At 74.2% G+C, this 13,034-nt stretch carries 14 protein-coding genes; 4 read left to right on the top strand and 10 right to left on the bottom strand.

Annotated elements, in window-relative coordinates; translation table 11 throughout:
- Positions 1–756 (top strand): SDR family oxidoreductase, encoded by a 756-nt coding sequence (locus OEIGOIKO_RS32545; RefSeq protein ID WP_125057041.1) that lies wholly within the window; start codon positions 1–3, stop codon positions 754–756.
- 99 nt (positions 757–855) lie between these two features.
- Here OEIGOIKO_RS32545 and amaP read toward each other — a convergent pair whose 3' ends face one another.
- From amaP to OEIGOIKO_RS32520, 5 genes are all read right to left on the bottom strand, one after another.
- Positions 856–1,461, bottom strand: a complete 606-nt coding sequence (amaP, locus tag OEIGOIKO_RS32540; RefSeq protein WP_125057040.1) for an alkaline shock response membrane anchor protein AmaP — start codon at positions 1,459–1,461, stop codon at positions 856–858.
- Positions 1,462–1,469: 8 nt separating this feature from the next.
- The gene (locus OEIGOIKO_RS32535) at positions 1,470–2,255 is read right to left on the bottom strand and encodes a DUF6286 domain-containing protein (RefSeq protein WP_246177691.1); all 786 of its coding nucleotides are present in this window, start codon (positions 2,253–2,255) and stop codon (positions 1,470–1,472) included.
- Positions 2,252–2,656, bottom strand: a complete 405-nt coding sequence (locus OEIGOIKO_RS32530; protein ID WP_125057039.1) for an Asp23/Gls24 family envelope stress response protein — start codon at positions 2,654–2,656, stop codon at positions 2,252–2,254. Before OEIGOIKO_RS32530 ends, OEIGOIKO_RS32535 begins: the two co-directional genes overlap by 4 nt.
- A gap of 6 nt (positions 2,657–2,662) precedes the next feature.
- Positions 2,663–2,860 (bottom strand): hypothetical protein, encoded by a 198-nt coding sequence (locus OEIGOIKO_RS32525; RefSeq protein ID WP_125057038.1) that lies wholly within the window; start codon positions 2,858–2,860, stop codon positions 2,663–2,665.
- Positions 2,861–2,942: 82 nt separating this feature from the next.
- Positions 2,943–3,425 carry an Asp23/Gls24 family envelope stress response protein gene (locus OEIGOIKO_RS32520; RefSeq protein WP_125047843.1) on the bottom strand — a complete coding sequence of 161 codons (483 nt, stop codon included), beginning with the start codon at positions 3,423–3,425 and terminating at the stop codon, positions 2,943–2,945.
- A gap of 192 nt (positions 3,426–3,617) precedes the next feature.
- Here OEIGOIKO_RS32520 and OEIGOIKO_RS32515 point away from each other — a divergent pair, with 192 nt between their 5' ends.
- On the top strand, positions 3,618–4,454 hold the full coding sequence (locus OEIGOIKO_RS32515) for a hypothetical protein (protein WP_246177688.1): 837 nt from the start codon (positions 3,618–3,620) through the stop codon (positions 4,452–4,454).
- Positions 4,455–4,470: 16 nt separating this feature from the next.
- Here the strand turns inward: OEIGOIKO_RS32515 and OEIGOIKO_RS32510 are convergent, their stop codons facing one another.
- The 3 genes from OEIGOIKO_RS32510 to OEIGOIKO_RS32500 form a co-directional block, all read right to left on the bottom strand.
- Positions 4,471–5,250 (bottom strand): enoyl-CoA hydratase/isomerase family protein, encoded by a 780-nt coding sequence (locus tag OEIGOIKO_RS32510; protein WP_125057037.1) that lies wholly within the window; start codon positions 5,248–5,250, stop codon positions 4,471–4,473.
- A 121-nt stretch (positions 5,251–5,371) separates the two neighbouring features.
- Complete coding sequence (locus tag OEIGOIKO_RS32505; protein ID WP_030021347.1) at positions 5,372–5,593, bottom strand: helix-turn-helix domain-containing protein; 222 nt, start codon at positions 5,591–5,593, stop codon at positions 5,372–5,374.
- A gap of 346 nt (positions 5,594–5,939) precedes the next feature.
- Positions 5,940–7,538 carry an ABC-F family ATP-binding cassette domain-containing protein gene (locus OEIGOIKO_RS32500; RefSeq protein ID WP_125057036.1) on the bottom strand — a complete coding sequence of 533 codons (1,599 nt, stop codon included), beginning with the start codon at positions 7,536–7,538 and terminating at the stop codon, positions 5,940–5,942.
- Between the two features lie 387 nt (positions 7,539–7,925).
- On the opposite strand from OEIGOIKO_RS32500, the gene ypfJ reads away from it, so the two are divergent.
- On the top strand, positions 7,926–8,816 hold the full coding sequence (ypfJ, locus tag OEIGOIKO_RS32495; protein WP_125059246.1) for a KPN_02809 family neutral zinc metallopeptidase: 891 nt from the start codon (positions 7,926–7,928) through the stop codon (positions 8,814–8,816).
- A 192-nt stretch (positions 8,817–9,008) separates the two neighbouring features.
- Entirely contained in the window at positions 9,009–9,434 is a 426-nt protein-coding gene (locus OEIGOIKO_RS32490) for a VOC family protein (protein WP_125057035.1), read from the top strand.
- 78 nt (positions 9,435–9,512) lie between these two features.
- Here the strand turns inward: OEIGOIKO_RS32490 and OEIGOIKO_RS32485 are convergent, their stop codons facing one another.
- The gene (locus tag OEIGOIKO_RS32485) at positions 9,513–10,997 is read right to left on the bottom strand and encodes a hypothetical protein (RefSeq protein ID WP_125057034.1); all 1,485 of its coding nucleotides are present in this window, start codon (positions 10,995–10,997) and stop codon (positions 9,513–9,515) included.
- Positions 10,998–11,864: 867 nt separating this feature from the next.
- Positions 11,865–12,989 carry an alpha/beta hydrolase gene (locus tag OEIGOIKO_RS32480; RefSeq protein ID WP_125057033.1) on the bottom strand — a complete coding sequence of 375 codons (1,125 nt, stop codon included), beginning with the start codon at positions 12,987–12,989 and terminating at the stop codon, positions 11,865–11,867.
- Positions 12,990–13,034 lie beyond the last annotated feature (45 nt).

The raw sequence follows: 13,034 nt of genomic DNA, 5'->3' as shown, positions 1-13,034 counted from the left end.
ATGGATCTAGGACTCACCGACCGGACCTACATCGTCACCGGCGCCACCCGCGGCCTCGGCTTCGCCACCGCGCGGGAACTGGTCGCCGACGGCGCCAACGTCGTCCTCAGCGGCCGCAGCGAGGAGAGCGCCGAGGCCGCCGCGGCCGCGCTCGGCGACCGCGCGCACGGCGTCGCCGCCGACAACGCCGACCCGGACGCCGCCGCGCGCCTGGTCGACACGGCCCGCGAACGCTTCGGCCGCCTCGACGGCATCCTCGTCAGCGTCGGCGGCCCGCCCCCGGGAGCGCCCACCGGCAACACCGACGACCAGTGGCAGGCCGCCTTCGAGTCGGTCTTCCTCGGCGCGGTACGGCTCGCCCGCACGGCGTCCGCCGCGCTCGGCGACGGCGGCGCGATCGGCTTCGTGCTGTCCGGCTCGGTCCACGAGCCCATCGCCGGCCTGGCCATCTCCAACGGCCTGCGCCCCGGCCTCGCGGGCTACGCCAAGTCCCTCGCCGACGAACTGGGCCCCCGCGGCATCCGCGTCTTCGGCGTCCTGCCGGGCCGCATCGCCACGGACCGGATGACCCAGCTGGACGCCCTGTCCGGCGCCCCGGAGGAGTCCCGCGCCCGCAACAGCGCCGCCATCCCCCTGCGCCGCTACGGCGAACCGGAGGAGTTCGGCCGCACCACGGCGTTCCTGCTGTCGCCGGCGGCGTCCTACGTGACGGGTGTGATGGTGCCGGTGGACGGCGGGGCGCGGCGGGGGTTCTGAGGGGCGGAGAGCTGCGGAGCCGGACCGGTGACGGCGCGTGCTTCCGCCGACGTCACCGACCGCGCCTCCGGCCAGGGCAGCACGCCGTGCCGCACGTGCCTAACTCACCCGCTCGGCCCGGTGCTTGACCGCGCGCAGCCGTACCTCGGCGGGCAGCCGTTCCAGGCCTGCCGAGGTACGGGCGTGGTGGATCGCCTCCGAGGAGAGGCGGGCGACCACGGCGCAGGGCTCCGCGTGCGGGGCGAGGGCCAGGCCGGCCCGTAGCCGTGGTTCCGTGCGGCGTCCGGTCAGCTGGACGCGGGCCCGGTCGACCCCGTCCAGCGACTCGGACTCGGCCGTCAGGACGTTCTCCATCGCCCGGCCGCGGAGCTGGGCGCCCTCGCCGTCGCCGCTGTCCACGAGGATCTCGCGCAGCCGGTGCCGCCGGAACTGCGACAGCAGCCACCACAGCGCCAGCAGGACGAGTACGGCCAGCACCGCGATGACCACCGGCCACCACCAGCCGCTGTCCGTCCAGCGCGTCCGGTCCGGCTCGCGCAGCAGCACCTCGTCGGGCCGGGACCAGCGCCCGCCGGTCGGCATGTCGAAGCCGGCCTTGCGCGGCACGTCGAAACCGCCGAGCAGCACCGTGCCGCCGACGCCGATCAGGACCAGGCCCGTCAGGGCCAGCAGCACCCGGTTGACCGTTCGCAGGACCTTGCGCATCGCCGTGCTCACCTCTTCGCCGACCGGCGCACCCGTACGGACAGCGCGGGCCGCCGGGCGAGGCCCAGCTGCCGCAGTCCGTCGCCGAGCGCCGTGTCCAGGTCGCTCCGTACCTCGTCCAGTTCGCGGAAGTGCGAGACCGCGCGTGCCTTGGCCTTGCGGCGGCCGACGGCGACCCGTACGGACTGCACGCCCGGCACCTCCATGGCCCGGTCGCGCAGCACCAGCGCGGCCGCGGCACGGTCCAGGCCGCCGCGTACGTCCGGTGTCGTACGCCGCATCGGCAGCACCCCGCGCAGACCGGGGGTCAGCGCGAGCACCAGCAGCCAGACGCCGAGGGCCACGGCCACCGCGGCGCCCGCGAGGACCCAGACGTCGTCCAGGTGACGGGTCGCCAGCTCGGTGGCGAGGCGCTTGCGCCAGGCCATCGCGGGGCGGTCGGCGCGTACCGCGGCCACGTCGTACAGCAGCAGTCCGGCGGCGCCGAGCACGACGAGCGCGACCAGCGTGGACGGTACGCGCCGGGCCGCCCAGAAGCGCCGGGCCCGGCCGCCGCCGTCGGTCTCCTCGCGGGGGGCCTGGCCGGTGTCCGCCGGGCCGGTGTGCCCCGGGCCGGTCTGCCCGGGGCCGTCGGCAGTGCCGGAGCCGTCCGGGCCGCCCGGAGTACCGGAACGGTCCTGGCCGGAAGGTGCGCCGGAGCCGCTCCGGCCGGGCGGGACCGCTGTGGCGCCCGCCGACTTGTCGAGGGCGGGCAGCCGCTGGGTGTGCCGCAGCTCGGGATCGTCGTCGTTCATCGCACCCTCCCCCGGCCCGACCGCTCCATCTGGGGCGCGTGCAGCCGTTCGACCTGGACGGCGACCTCGGGCACCGACATGCCGGCCAGTTCGCGGACCCGCTGGGTGACCTGCCGCCGTACGGCGCCGCACTGGGCACCGATGTCGGAGGGGTAGCCCAGTTCGACGGCGACCCGTACCCGGGCCTCGCCGAAGTCCCGCCTTCCCTCGCGCCGGCGCACCGTCACCGACGCGTGGGCGTCGGTGTGTGCCGTGGACGCGTCGCGCAGGGCCTCACGGGCGGCCTGTGCGGCGATCTTGGCCACGACCCGGTCCGCGACCTTGGTGGCACCCCGTTCACCGGCCGGTACGGCCGGCTGGGCGGCGCCGGGTGCCGCGGCCGCGGGAGACACGGTCGCCACCGGGCGTCACCTCCGCCGGCCGTCGCGGTCGCCCGTACGGGTCCGGAAGAACTCTCCGGCCTCCAGGTCTCCGTCCACGAACTTCCCGACGATGAATCCGATGGCGCCCAGCGCCGCCACCAGTACGAAGGCCCCAAAACCGCCGAAGTATCCGGCGAAGCCCAGCGCCATTCCGGCCAACAGACCGACCACGGGCATGCTCATCTACGCGCTTCCCTTCGCTACCACCCCGGCCGGGTCCTGCGGAGCGAAGCCCCGGCGCTGTCTCAGTCGTGACCGGACCGCCCTACTGGAGGCGCGGCTCCTCGTCGTCCTCGTCCTCCTCGTCGTCGGGCAGCTTCACGTCGCTCACCGCGATGTTGACCTCGACGACCTCCAGGCCCGTCATCCGCTCCACGGCGGAGATGACGTTCTCCCGTACGGCCCGCGCGAGGTCCGCGATGGAGACGCCGTACTCGACGACGATCTCCAGGTCCAGCGCGGTCTGCACCTCGCCGACCTCGGCCTTCACACCGCGGGTCACCGACTTGCTGCCGCCGGGGACCCGGTCCCGCACCGCGCCGAGCGTGCGGGCGAAGCCGCTGCCCATCGCGTGTACGCCCACGACATCGCGGGCCGCCATTCCGGCGATCTTCTCCACGACGCCGTCGGCGATGGTGGTACGCCCGCGGGTCGCGGGGTCGCCGCCGCCCCGCTTGGCTCCCAGCGTCTTGCCCTGCGACTCTCCGGTCCGCGGCTCGGGCCGGTTACCTTGTGCGCTCTCGGTCATCGCCGATCGTCCCTTTCCGAGGGGTCGGAGCTGCAAGCCGCTCCGTTTTCCACAGTAAGGCGGCTTTCCCGAGCCCGCTGCGGAGATGCGGCAGTGGGGTGCACCGGATGCGGCCATTCGGGTACGTGGCCCTGCCGCCCGGCCGGGTGTGCGGCAAGGTGGAGGCACTGTTCGGGAAAGAGGTGACGGCCGGTGGCCGGTGACCAGTTGGTGACGGCGGTACGGCGGCAGCTCGGACTCGGCCGGCTGCTGCCGCTGGGCGGCCCGGCGGACGGAGCGTGGATCGCCGAACGGGCGGCCGCCGGGGTGCTGCGGCAGGCAGGCGACGCGCTGCCGGGACTGCGGGTCGGTACGCTCCGCCTGTCCTTGGCGGACGCGGACGCCGCGCCGGAAGCGGCGGTTCCGTCGCCGCCGAGCGCGCTGCCGCCGGGGCCGCTGCTGATCGAGGCGGACGTCGCGGCCACGGCCGGACGTCCGGTTCCGGCTTCCGCGGGCCTGCTGCGGGAAGCACTGCTGGCGTGTGCGGCGGAGCGGCTGGGGCTGGACGTGTCCGTCGTCGATGTGCGGGTCACGGACCTGCTCGACGAGGACGAGGCAGAAGGGGCGAAGGGGGAGGGAGGGGAAGGGGAAACGGGCGGTGGCCAGGTCGGCGACGCCTTCCCCGGCGGCGGAGCCACGGCCGGCGATGCCGGCCCCCTGGAGGCGGCCGTACTGCGTGTCCCGGGAGCCGTGCGGCTCGTGCCGGCCTTGGGGGCGCTGTCCCGGCCGGTGCGCGAGGAGGACGGGCACGTACTCGTCCAACTGGCCGTCGCGCCGGACCGGCGGACGCTGGACGTGGCGCGGGACGTACGCGCCGCGGTCGGGAAGGCGGCGGACGCTGGACAGCCAGCGGACGGCGGGCCGTCGGCGGGTGACGGGCAGCCGGCGGGCGGCGGGCAGTCGGCGGACGGCGGGCAGCCGGCGGGCGGCCGAAAGCGGCCCACCGTCGCGGTGCTCGTCGCCGCCCTCGAACCGCCCGCCGCCGCCTGAGCGGCCCGTCGCGCGGCTACTCGCCCAGGCCCGCCAGGTCCCGCAGCCTGCGTGCCTGCGCGGCGCGTTCGGCGGCCCGCTGCTCCTCGTACGTACGGGAGGCGGCGCCCATCAGCAGGGCCTTGGTCTCGATGACGGCGTCCCGAGGCGCGGCGACGAGGGCGCCCGCCAGATCCGCGACGGCACCGTCCAGGTCGGCGGCGGGCACCACGAGGTTGGCCAGGCCGATGCGTTCGGCCTCGTCGGCGTGGACGAAGCGGCCGGTGGCGCAGATCTCCAGCGCGCGGGCGTAGCCGACCAGGGCGACCAGGGGGTGGGTGCCGGTCAGGTCCGGCACCAGCCCGAGGCTGGTCTCCCGCATGGCGAACTGCGCGTCGTCGGCACACACCCGCAGGTCGCAGGCGAGCGCGAGCTGGAAGCCGGCGCCGATCGCATGGCCCTGGACAGCGGCGATGGACACCACGTCGTTCCGCCGCCACCAGGTGAACGCTTCCTGGTACTCGGCGATGGTGGCGTCCAGTTCGCTGTCCGGGCCGCGTGCCATGTCGAGGAACGACGGCTCGCCGTCGAAGCCCTCGGGCGTGAACGCCTGCCGGTCCAGGCCGGCGGAGAAGGACTTGCCCTCGCCGCGCAGCACCACGATCCGGACGTCTCCCGGCACCAGTGATCCGGCCTCGGCCAGCGCCCGCCACATGGCGGGCGACTGCGCGTTGCGTTTGGCCGGTCCGGCGAGGGTCACCGTGGCGATCTCGTCGTCCACGGTGAGCCGCACACCGTCCTTGTCGAGCAGGGTCATGGGGCGCCTCCGAGTCAGTCGGCCGACCGCACGTGCGTGCTTAAGTGACTGAACAGTAACCACCCGGTCGCCTGCTCGACCGACCGGGTGGCACCGTAGCTCCCGGAGCGGAACGCCTCGGTCAGGCCGAGGCGGCCTTCTTGCCCCTGGTGGCTCCGCCACGACCACGCAGGGTCACACCGGATTCGCTGAGCATCCGGTGCACGAACCCGTAGGAGCGGCCGGTCTCTTCGGCCAGCGCCCGGATGCTCGCTCCGGAGTCGTACTTCTTCTTCAGGTCTGCCGCGAGCTTCTCGCGCGCGGCGCCGGTCACCCGGCTGCCCTTCTTCAGAGTCTCGGCCACCCGTGCCTCCTCGTGGGAAGTGCGCTCTGGACTCTCATGATCACCCCTCCCGGCCGTCCTGGCCACCCATTCAGCAAGGTCCGTGGGACATCGTTTGGCGCCGGCGGCGCCGTATTGACTCTTGGAATTAGGGATTCCGTTAGGAAAATCACCGCTCCGACCATGGAGTTTTCCGCGAACGAGCAGGTCAGAGGGGGCTGGTACGAAATGATGACGGCCGGGCCCCTGGGGCCCGGCCGTCACAGGGAGGCTCGCCGATGTACGAGCCGCTCTCACTCAGATGATGGATCACCCGTCGGCCGAATGATCCATACGCCCTTGATCCCTCCCGGGCTCCGGGCGGCCCTCAAGCCAGCGCGACGAGGTCCGCGTAGTCCTGGCCCCAGAGGTCCTCGACCCCGTCGGGCAGCAGGATGATGCGCTCCGGCTGGAGGGCGTCCACCGCGCCCTCGTCGTGGGAGACCAGCACCACGGCGCCGGTGAAGGTGTGCAGCGCGCCGAGGATCTCCTCGCGGCTGGCCGGGTCGAGGTTGTTGGTCGGCTCGTCCAGGAGCAGCACGTTGGCGGAGGAGACGACCAGGGTGGCCAGTGCCAGCCGGGTCTTCTCGCCGCCGGAGAGCACGCCTGCGGGCTTGTCGACGTCGTCACCGGAGAACAGGAAGGAGCCGAGCGTCTTGCGGATGTCGACCAGGTCCATGTCCGGCGCGGCCGAGCGCATGTTCTCCAGGACCGTGCGGTCCGGGTCCAGCGTCTCGTGCTCCTGGGCGTAGTAGCCCAGCTTCAGGCCGTGCCCGGGGCGCACCTCGCCGGTGTCCGGCTTCTCGACGCCCGCCAGCAGCCGCAGCAGGGTCGTCTTGCCCGCGCCGTTCAGACCGAGGATCACGACCCGGGAGCCCTTGTCGATGGCCAGGTCGACGTCGGTGAAGATCTCCAGCGAGCCGTACGACTTGGACAGGCCCTCGGCGGTCAGCGGGGTCTTGCCGCAGGGCGCGGGGTCCGGGAAGCGCAGCTTGGCGACCTTGTCGGAGGCGCGCTTGGCGTCCAGTCCGGCGAGCAGCTTGTCGGCGCGCTTGGCCATGTTCTGCGCGGCGACGGTCTTGGTGGCCTTGGCCCGCATCTTGTCGGCCTGCGAGTGCAGTTGCGCGGCCTTCTTCTCGGCGTTGGCGCGCTCGCGCTTACGGCGCTTCTCGTCGGCCTCGCGCTGCTGCTGGTAGAGCTTCCAGCCCATGTTGTAGATGTCGATCTCGGAGCGGTTGGCGTCCAGGTAGAACACCTTGTTCACCACGGTCTCGACCAGGTCGACGTCGTGGGAGATCACGATGAAGCCGCCGCGGTAGTTCTTCAGGTAGTCGCGCAGCCACACGATCGAGTCGGCGTCGAGGTGGTTGGTCGGCTCGTCCAGGAGCAGCGTGTCGGAGTCCGAGAAGAGGATCCGGGCCAGCTCGACGCGGCGCCGCTGGCCGCCGGAGAGGGTGTGCAGGGGCTGGCCGAGGATGCGGTCCGGCAGGCCCAGGCTGGCGGCGATGGTCGCGGCCTCCGCCTCGGCCGCGTAGCCGCCCTTGGTCAGGAACTCCGTCTCCAGGCGCTCGTACTTCTTCATCGCCTTTTCGCGGGTGGCGCCCTTGCCGTTGGACATCCGGTCCTCGTTCTCGCGCATCTTGCGCAGGACCTCGTCCAGGCCGCGGGCGGACAGGATGCGGTCGCGGGCGAGGACGTCCAGGTCGCCGGTGCGCGGGTCCTGCGGCAGGTAGCCGACGTCGCCGGAGCGGGTGACGGTGCCGGCGGCGGGGATGCCCTCGCCCGCCAGGACCTTGGTGAGGGTCGTCTTGCCCGCTCCGTTGCGGCCGACCAGGCCGATCCGGTCGCCCTTGGCGATACGGAAGGAGGCGGACTCGATGAGGACGCGGGCGCCGGCGCGCAGCTCCAGGCCGGAGGCGGTGATCAAGGGAAGACTCCAGGGCAGACGAGGACAGCGGAAAGGACGGGGGTGATCACGGCCGCGCGGCGCGCCCCGTACACGGCACAAGCCTGTGCGGACGGGCGGCGTGGGCGGCGTGCCTGCGCCGTCTAATGCACGAGGAGAATTGCCATACGGACCAGTCTAGCGGTGACGTGCAACCAGTTTTCCCGGGCTGCCGGACGGCCGCGGTCCGGTCCCGGTCCGGCCGTACGGACCCGCCGTGACCTGCTCCTCCCCTGTTCTTCCCCTGCTCCTCCCCTGTTCTTCCCTCGCCCGTTCGGCCGCCCGGGGTCGCGGCCCGGCGGCGGGCGCGGCTGGATGGGGCGAGGCGGTGTGCGCCGCCGGGAGGACGCGGCGGAGGGCGGTGCGGCCATGCAGTTCGACGACGACGCCGGGCTGGACACCTCGCAGGTCCAGGACCAGCGGGGCAGCCGGCTGCCCGGCGGGCGAGCCACGATCGGCGGCGGGCTGGCGGGGCTGATCGCGCTCGTCGCCGGCCTGTTCTTCGGCATCGGCCCCGACGAACTGGGGCTGACGGAGTCGGACCATCCCCCGGAAGCGACCGCCTCCTCGGCGGAACGGGTCCAGGAACGGTGCCGTACCGGGCAGGACGCCAACAGCAGGGAGGACTGCCGGATCGTGGCGGTCGTCAACAGCGCCCAGTCCTTCTGGCAGCAGGAGTTCCGGCGGCGCGGCGCCTCGTACGGACGGGCGCCGACGGTGTTCTTCACCGGCCGGACGGACACCGCGTGCGGGGCCGCGACCTCGGCCGTCGGGCCGTTCTACTGTCCCGGCGACCGCAAGGTCTACCTGGACCTGGACTTCTTCCGCGAGCTGCGGACGAAGTTCGGCGCCCGGGGCGGGCCGTTCGCGCATGCGTACGTGGTGGCTCACGAGTACGGGCACCACGTGCAGAACCTGTCCGGCACGCTGCGCCGGTCGCAGGGCGGGCGGCCGGGCGCGGACAGCGCTTCCGTGAAGGTGGAGCTGCAGGCCGACTGCTACGCGGGGGTGTGGGCCCGGCACGCCACCGGGACGCCCGAGGAGTCCACCGGGCGGCCATTGATCACCAGCCTCACCGAGGCGGACGTACGGGACGGGCTCGACGCGGCGGCCGCGGTCGGCGACGACCGGATCCAGGAGCGGTTCCAGGGCCGGGTCACCCCGGAGAGCTGGACGCACGGGTCGGCGGCGCAGCGGCAGCGGTGGTTCTCGGCCGGGTTCCGCACGGGGGACGCCGGGCGCTGCGACACGTTCCGCTGAATTCGCCGGCGCGGTGGGCGGACGGCGGAACGGTGCGGGACGGTGCGGTGCGGGACGGTGCGGTGCGGCGCTGGTCAGAGGGCGTCCAGAGGGTCTTCGGGAGGCGTTGTCAGACCCTGGTGCCAGACTGTGATGTGGGTCTCAGAGCGGGGCTCGGAGCGATCTGATCGCAGGATGGGAAAGGTGATCGTCATGACCGACGTGGCGGCAGGGACGGCAGGGACTCCCACGTTCTGCCCGACGCTGCACTACCGCGACGCGAAGGCGGCGATCAAGCAGCTGACGGAAGCCTTCGGCTTCGCGCAGAGCGCGCTGTACGAGAGCGAGGACGGCGCGGTGCTGCACGCCGAGCTGTCCTTCGGCAACGGTGTGGTGATGCTGGGCTCGAAGGGTGTCGGCGGGACGTACGAGGAGGCGCTGGGCGGCGGCGGCCCGGTCGGCGTGTACGTGACCGTCGCGGACCCGGACGCGCATCATCGCCGGGCGGAGCAGGCCGGGGTGGAGATAGCGCTGCCGCTCACGGACCAGGACTACGGCTCCCGGGAGTACACGGCCCGCGATCTGGAGGGCAATCTCTGGACGTTCGGTACGTACACACCGGCGGTGCCGAAGGCCTGAAAAGGCGCCGGCAGCGCGCTTAGAGGAGCGGCGCCGTCGGGTTCCGTTCCCGGGGGCGGGCGCCCGCCCCCGGGGGCGTCACGCGCCGCCGGTGTGCACCTGGAAGGCTGCTCGCCGTACGGCCTTGGCGAGGGCCGGGTCGGGGTGGGCGGCGGCCAGGGCGACCAGCACCTGCACGGTGCGCGGGTGGCCGACGGCCCGTACCTCCTCCAGCAGGCGCGGGACCGAGCCCTGGACGGCCGAATCGAGGTGCCGGACCAGCAGCTGGCTCTCGCCGTGGTCGGCGACGGCCGCGGCGGTGTCCACCCACAGCCAGGTGGACTCCTCGCGGGTGAGCACGTCCGGCGCGGTCTCCGGGTCGCCGCCCTCGTGCTCGACCAGCCAGAGCAGGGCGTACGGCCGCAGGCCCGGCTCGTCGGCGGCGGCGCGCACGGCGGGCTCCGCCGGGGCGCCGACGGCGCGCAGGGCCTCGAAGGCGAGGCCGCGCAGCAGCGCGTCCTCGCCGCGGGCGACGCCGAGGAGTTCCTCGACCGCGCTGCCCGCGGACCGGGCGGCCAGCCAGGCACGGTATTCGGCGCGCGCCGGGCCCGGGGTCAGCCGGGCGCAGCCGCGCAGCATCGCCTCGGCGGACTGCTCGATGTTGCCCGCCGGGCTCTGCGCGGCGACGCAGATCTGTTCCAGCTTGACCCAGACCGACCAGTTGCCGAGGGGGGTGAGCAGGGCTTCGCGTTCGGCCGGCACGCCGGTCCTGGCGCCGTCGCGCACGACGAGCGCCCCCACGGCGGCGAGGCCGTCCAGCGACCAGTCCAGGAGCTCCGCGAGTGACACCCCCGCGGTGTCACCCGCCGCTCCGGCGCGGGCCGCACCCGGGTCCGCCTTCGGGTCCGCGCCCGGGACCGCGGCGGGTCCCGCGTCCGGGGCGCGGTCCGGTCCGTACGGCACCTCGCAGCGTTCGGTGCGGAGTTCGGCGACGCGCTGTTCCAGCATGTCCAGCAGGACCGGGAGCCGTACCGGACCGGCCGACAGATGCAGCAGGGACAGCAGCTGCGGCACGGCCTCGACGACCTCGGCGACGGCGGTCGGCCCGGCGCCGGGCGGCGCCGGGCGCGCCAGCGACCAGGCGTCGAAGAGCGCGACCCAGCCGCGCAGCGCGGCGGTGTCGTCGCGCTCCCAGGCGCGCAGCCGCCAGCCGGGGCGGGCCACGCCGCCGTGCAGTTCGACGAGTCCGGCCAGCCGCGCCAGGTCCCAGTCCGTACGGACCTGGTCCGGTGTCAGCCGCAGGTCGTCCGCCGCCTGTTCGGCGACGTCCGCCGGGAGGGCGCCGTCCGTGCCGGCCCGCAGCCCGGCGCCCGCGCCGTGCTCGCCGTCGGCCCAGCGGGCGAGACGTACGGCACCGGCCAGGCCGGCGCGGGCCTGCCGGGCCAGTTCCGCGGGCGGCGGTGTGCCCTGCGGCGGCCGGGGCGCCGGCCGGGCGGCCCGGGTGCTCACCGCTCGGCGGGCGGCGGCAATCGGTTGACGGGGGACGAGTCGGAGCCGGGAGTCGCGCGGAGTACGGGACGTCACAGGGTGCAGTCTTCCCGCTGACGGCCCGAAAGCCCAATCGGAACGGTCGGTACGTTCCGGCGGCCCGACGCACGAGGGGCGCACGGGGCACCCGGCACGGACCGTACGCGTGGGTCACCGGAGGCTGTACAGGGGGTGGCCGCGGGCCGTACGAGGGGGCGGCCCCGGGGCGCGCGCGGTGTGGCCACCGTCCGTAGAAACGGTTCACCACGGCCCACCCGGCCACCGCGGCCCGCGCGGACAGGCCGTCACAACCCGGGCAAGTCGCCGTCGGGCGCACGGGGCACGATGCCGCGCCCGCGCCACGGAGGGAGCGCGGAAGCGGAACGGCCGGGAGGGCACGGGAACGGTCGCACCGGGGCGGATGGAACGGGCCGGGAAAGGGAGCGGAAACGATCGGGCCGGGAGGGACACGGGAAGGAGCGGGCCCGGAGGGACACGGGAAGGAGCGGGCCCGGAGGGACACGGGAAGGAGCCGGCCGGGAGGGACACGGGAAGGCGAGGGTCCGGAGGGACACGGGAACAATCGGGCTGGGATGAGCACGGGATCTCAGGCCGGAAAGATGATGGGAAGCCGGACCGGAGGACGCGCGGGCTCGGCACGGCCCGTGCGGCTCATGAACAAGGCTGCCCCGGACAGGCGCGCGGAAGCGGACCGATCACAGGACGCCTGAAAGCGGGCCGCCCCGGACGACGCGCGAGAGCGGCCCGTCCCGGGAGACGCACGGCATCGTTTCGCCCCGCAACGTGCACGGGAGCGACGACTCCCGAGGGCCCTCGGGAACGCAGGGACCATGGGAACGGCCGGGAGAACTCCGGGACCCACCGGGGCCCAGGGAACACCCGGGACGGATGCCCCCGCCCGGCTCACATGAGGGGCGTGAGGAAGCGGCGGAGTGTTTCCTCGTATGTGGCCGGGTCGGCGTTCCACATGGCGGCGTGTGGGGCGTGCGGTACCGGGTGCAGCGTGATCAGGTCGGGGCGGCGCGCGGCCAGTTCGCGGGAGGCCGCCCAGGGGGCGAGGGAGTCGTGCGGTCCGTGGATCAGCAGGGTCGGCACGGTGAGCAGGTCGGCGGTCCAGGCTTCGGCCAGCCGTCCGGCGTGCAGGCCGGTACTGCCCTCGGCGGCGCGTACGGCCAGCGGGAGCAGCGGGCGGGGGACGCGGCGGGCGGCGGCCAGGGCGCGGACGGTGGCCTGCCAGTCCAGTACCGGCGAGTCGAGGACGAGGCCGGCGATGCGGTCGCGCAACGCGGAGTTGGCGGCGGCGTGCAGAGCCATGGAGGCGCCGGTGGACCAGCCGTGCAGGACGACGCGTTCGGCGCCGTACTGGACGGCGTAGCGGATCGCGGCGTCCAGGTCGCGCCATTCGGAGTCGCCGAGGTGACTGATGCCGTCGGCGGTGTGCGGGGCGCCGACGTCGTTGCGGTAGGCGGGGTCGAGGACGGGCAGTCGCTGGTCGCTGAGGAACGGCATGACCACCATGGGATGTTCCCGGGTGGTGCCCAGGCCGTGCACGGTGATCACCCAGGTCTCCCGGTCACCCGGCACGAACCACGCGGGCAGTGCGCCCAGTTCTCCGGGGATGTCGACGTCGGCGCAGTCGAGGCCGAGTGCGTCGCGCGGGTTGCCGATGTGCACCTGGGGGGTCAGGCGCATCCTCGCGCCCGGCTGGAGGGCGCCGTGGGTGACCCGCTCCAGACGGCGGACGACCGTGTCCGCCGGGTGCGGCACGTCGTCCAGGAGGGGGCCGACGACCGCGTGGCCGCCCGCGCCGGTCAGCCCGTAGGTGCCGGGCCGCAGCGAGGCGAGACTGCGGGTGAGGGTGATCCGCCCGGGGCCGGTGGCGTGCACCGTGAGCCGGGGGTCGCCCGGCAGCGGCCGGTCGGGGGCGGGTTTGAGGACCATGTCGCTGGCGTACCGGCCGGCCGCCACCGCGGCCGCGCCGGTACCGATCACCGTGGTGGCGGCTGCTGCCGCGGTACCCAGACGCATCCTCCCCAGTGTGGGCGGCCGCCGCGGCCGCGGCCAGTGGGCGGG

The sequence above is a fragment of the Streptomyces paromomycinus genome (assembly GCF_003865155.1).
GTDB lineage: Bacteria > Actinomycetota > Actinomycetes > Streptomycetales > Streptomycetaceae > Streptomyces > Streptomyces chrestomyceticus.
Note: the sequence above shows the minus strand (reverse complement) of the source record. Positions and strands in the feature narration are given on the sequence as shown.

Coding starts and splice junctions, on each gene's coding strand:
- ypfJ (WP_125059246.1), top strand. CDS start 7,926: ATGCAGTTCGACGACGACGCCGGGCTGGACACCTCGCAGGTCCAGGAC.
- OEIGOIKO_RS32490 (WP_125057035.1), top strand. CDS start 9,009: ATGACCGACGTGGCGGCAGGGACGGCAGGGACTCCCACGTTCTGCCCG.
- OEIGOIKO_RS32510 (WP_125057037.1), bottom strand. CDS start 5,250: ATGACCCTGCTCGACAAGGACGGTGTGCGGCTCACCGTGGACGACGAG.
- OEIGOIKO_RS32535 (WP_246177691.1), bottom strand. CDS start 2,255: ATGAACGACGACGATCCCGAGCTGCGGCACACCCAGCGGCTGCCCGCC.
- OEIGOIKO_RS32545 (WP_125057041.1), top strand. CDS start 1: ATGGATCTAGGACTCACCGACCGGACCTACATCGTCACCGGCGCCACC.
- OEIGOIKO_RS32480 (WP_125057033.1), bottom strand. CDS start 12,989: ATGCGTCTGGGTACCGCGGCAGCAGCCGCCACCACGGTGATCGGTACC.
- amaP (WP_125057040.1), bottom strand. CDS start 1,461: ATGCGCAAGGTCCTGCGAACGGTCAACCGGGTGCTGCTGGCCCTGACG.
- OEIGOIKO_RS32525 (WP_125057038.1), bottom strand. CDS start 2,860: ATGAGCATGCCCGTGGTCGGTCTGTTGGCCGGAATGGCGCTGGGCTTC.
- OEIGOIKO_RS32520 (WP_125047843.1), bottom strand. CDS start 3,425: ATGACCGAGAGCGCACAAGGTAACCGGCCCGAGCCGCGGACCGGAGAG.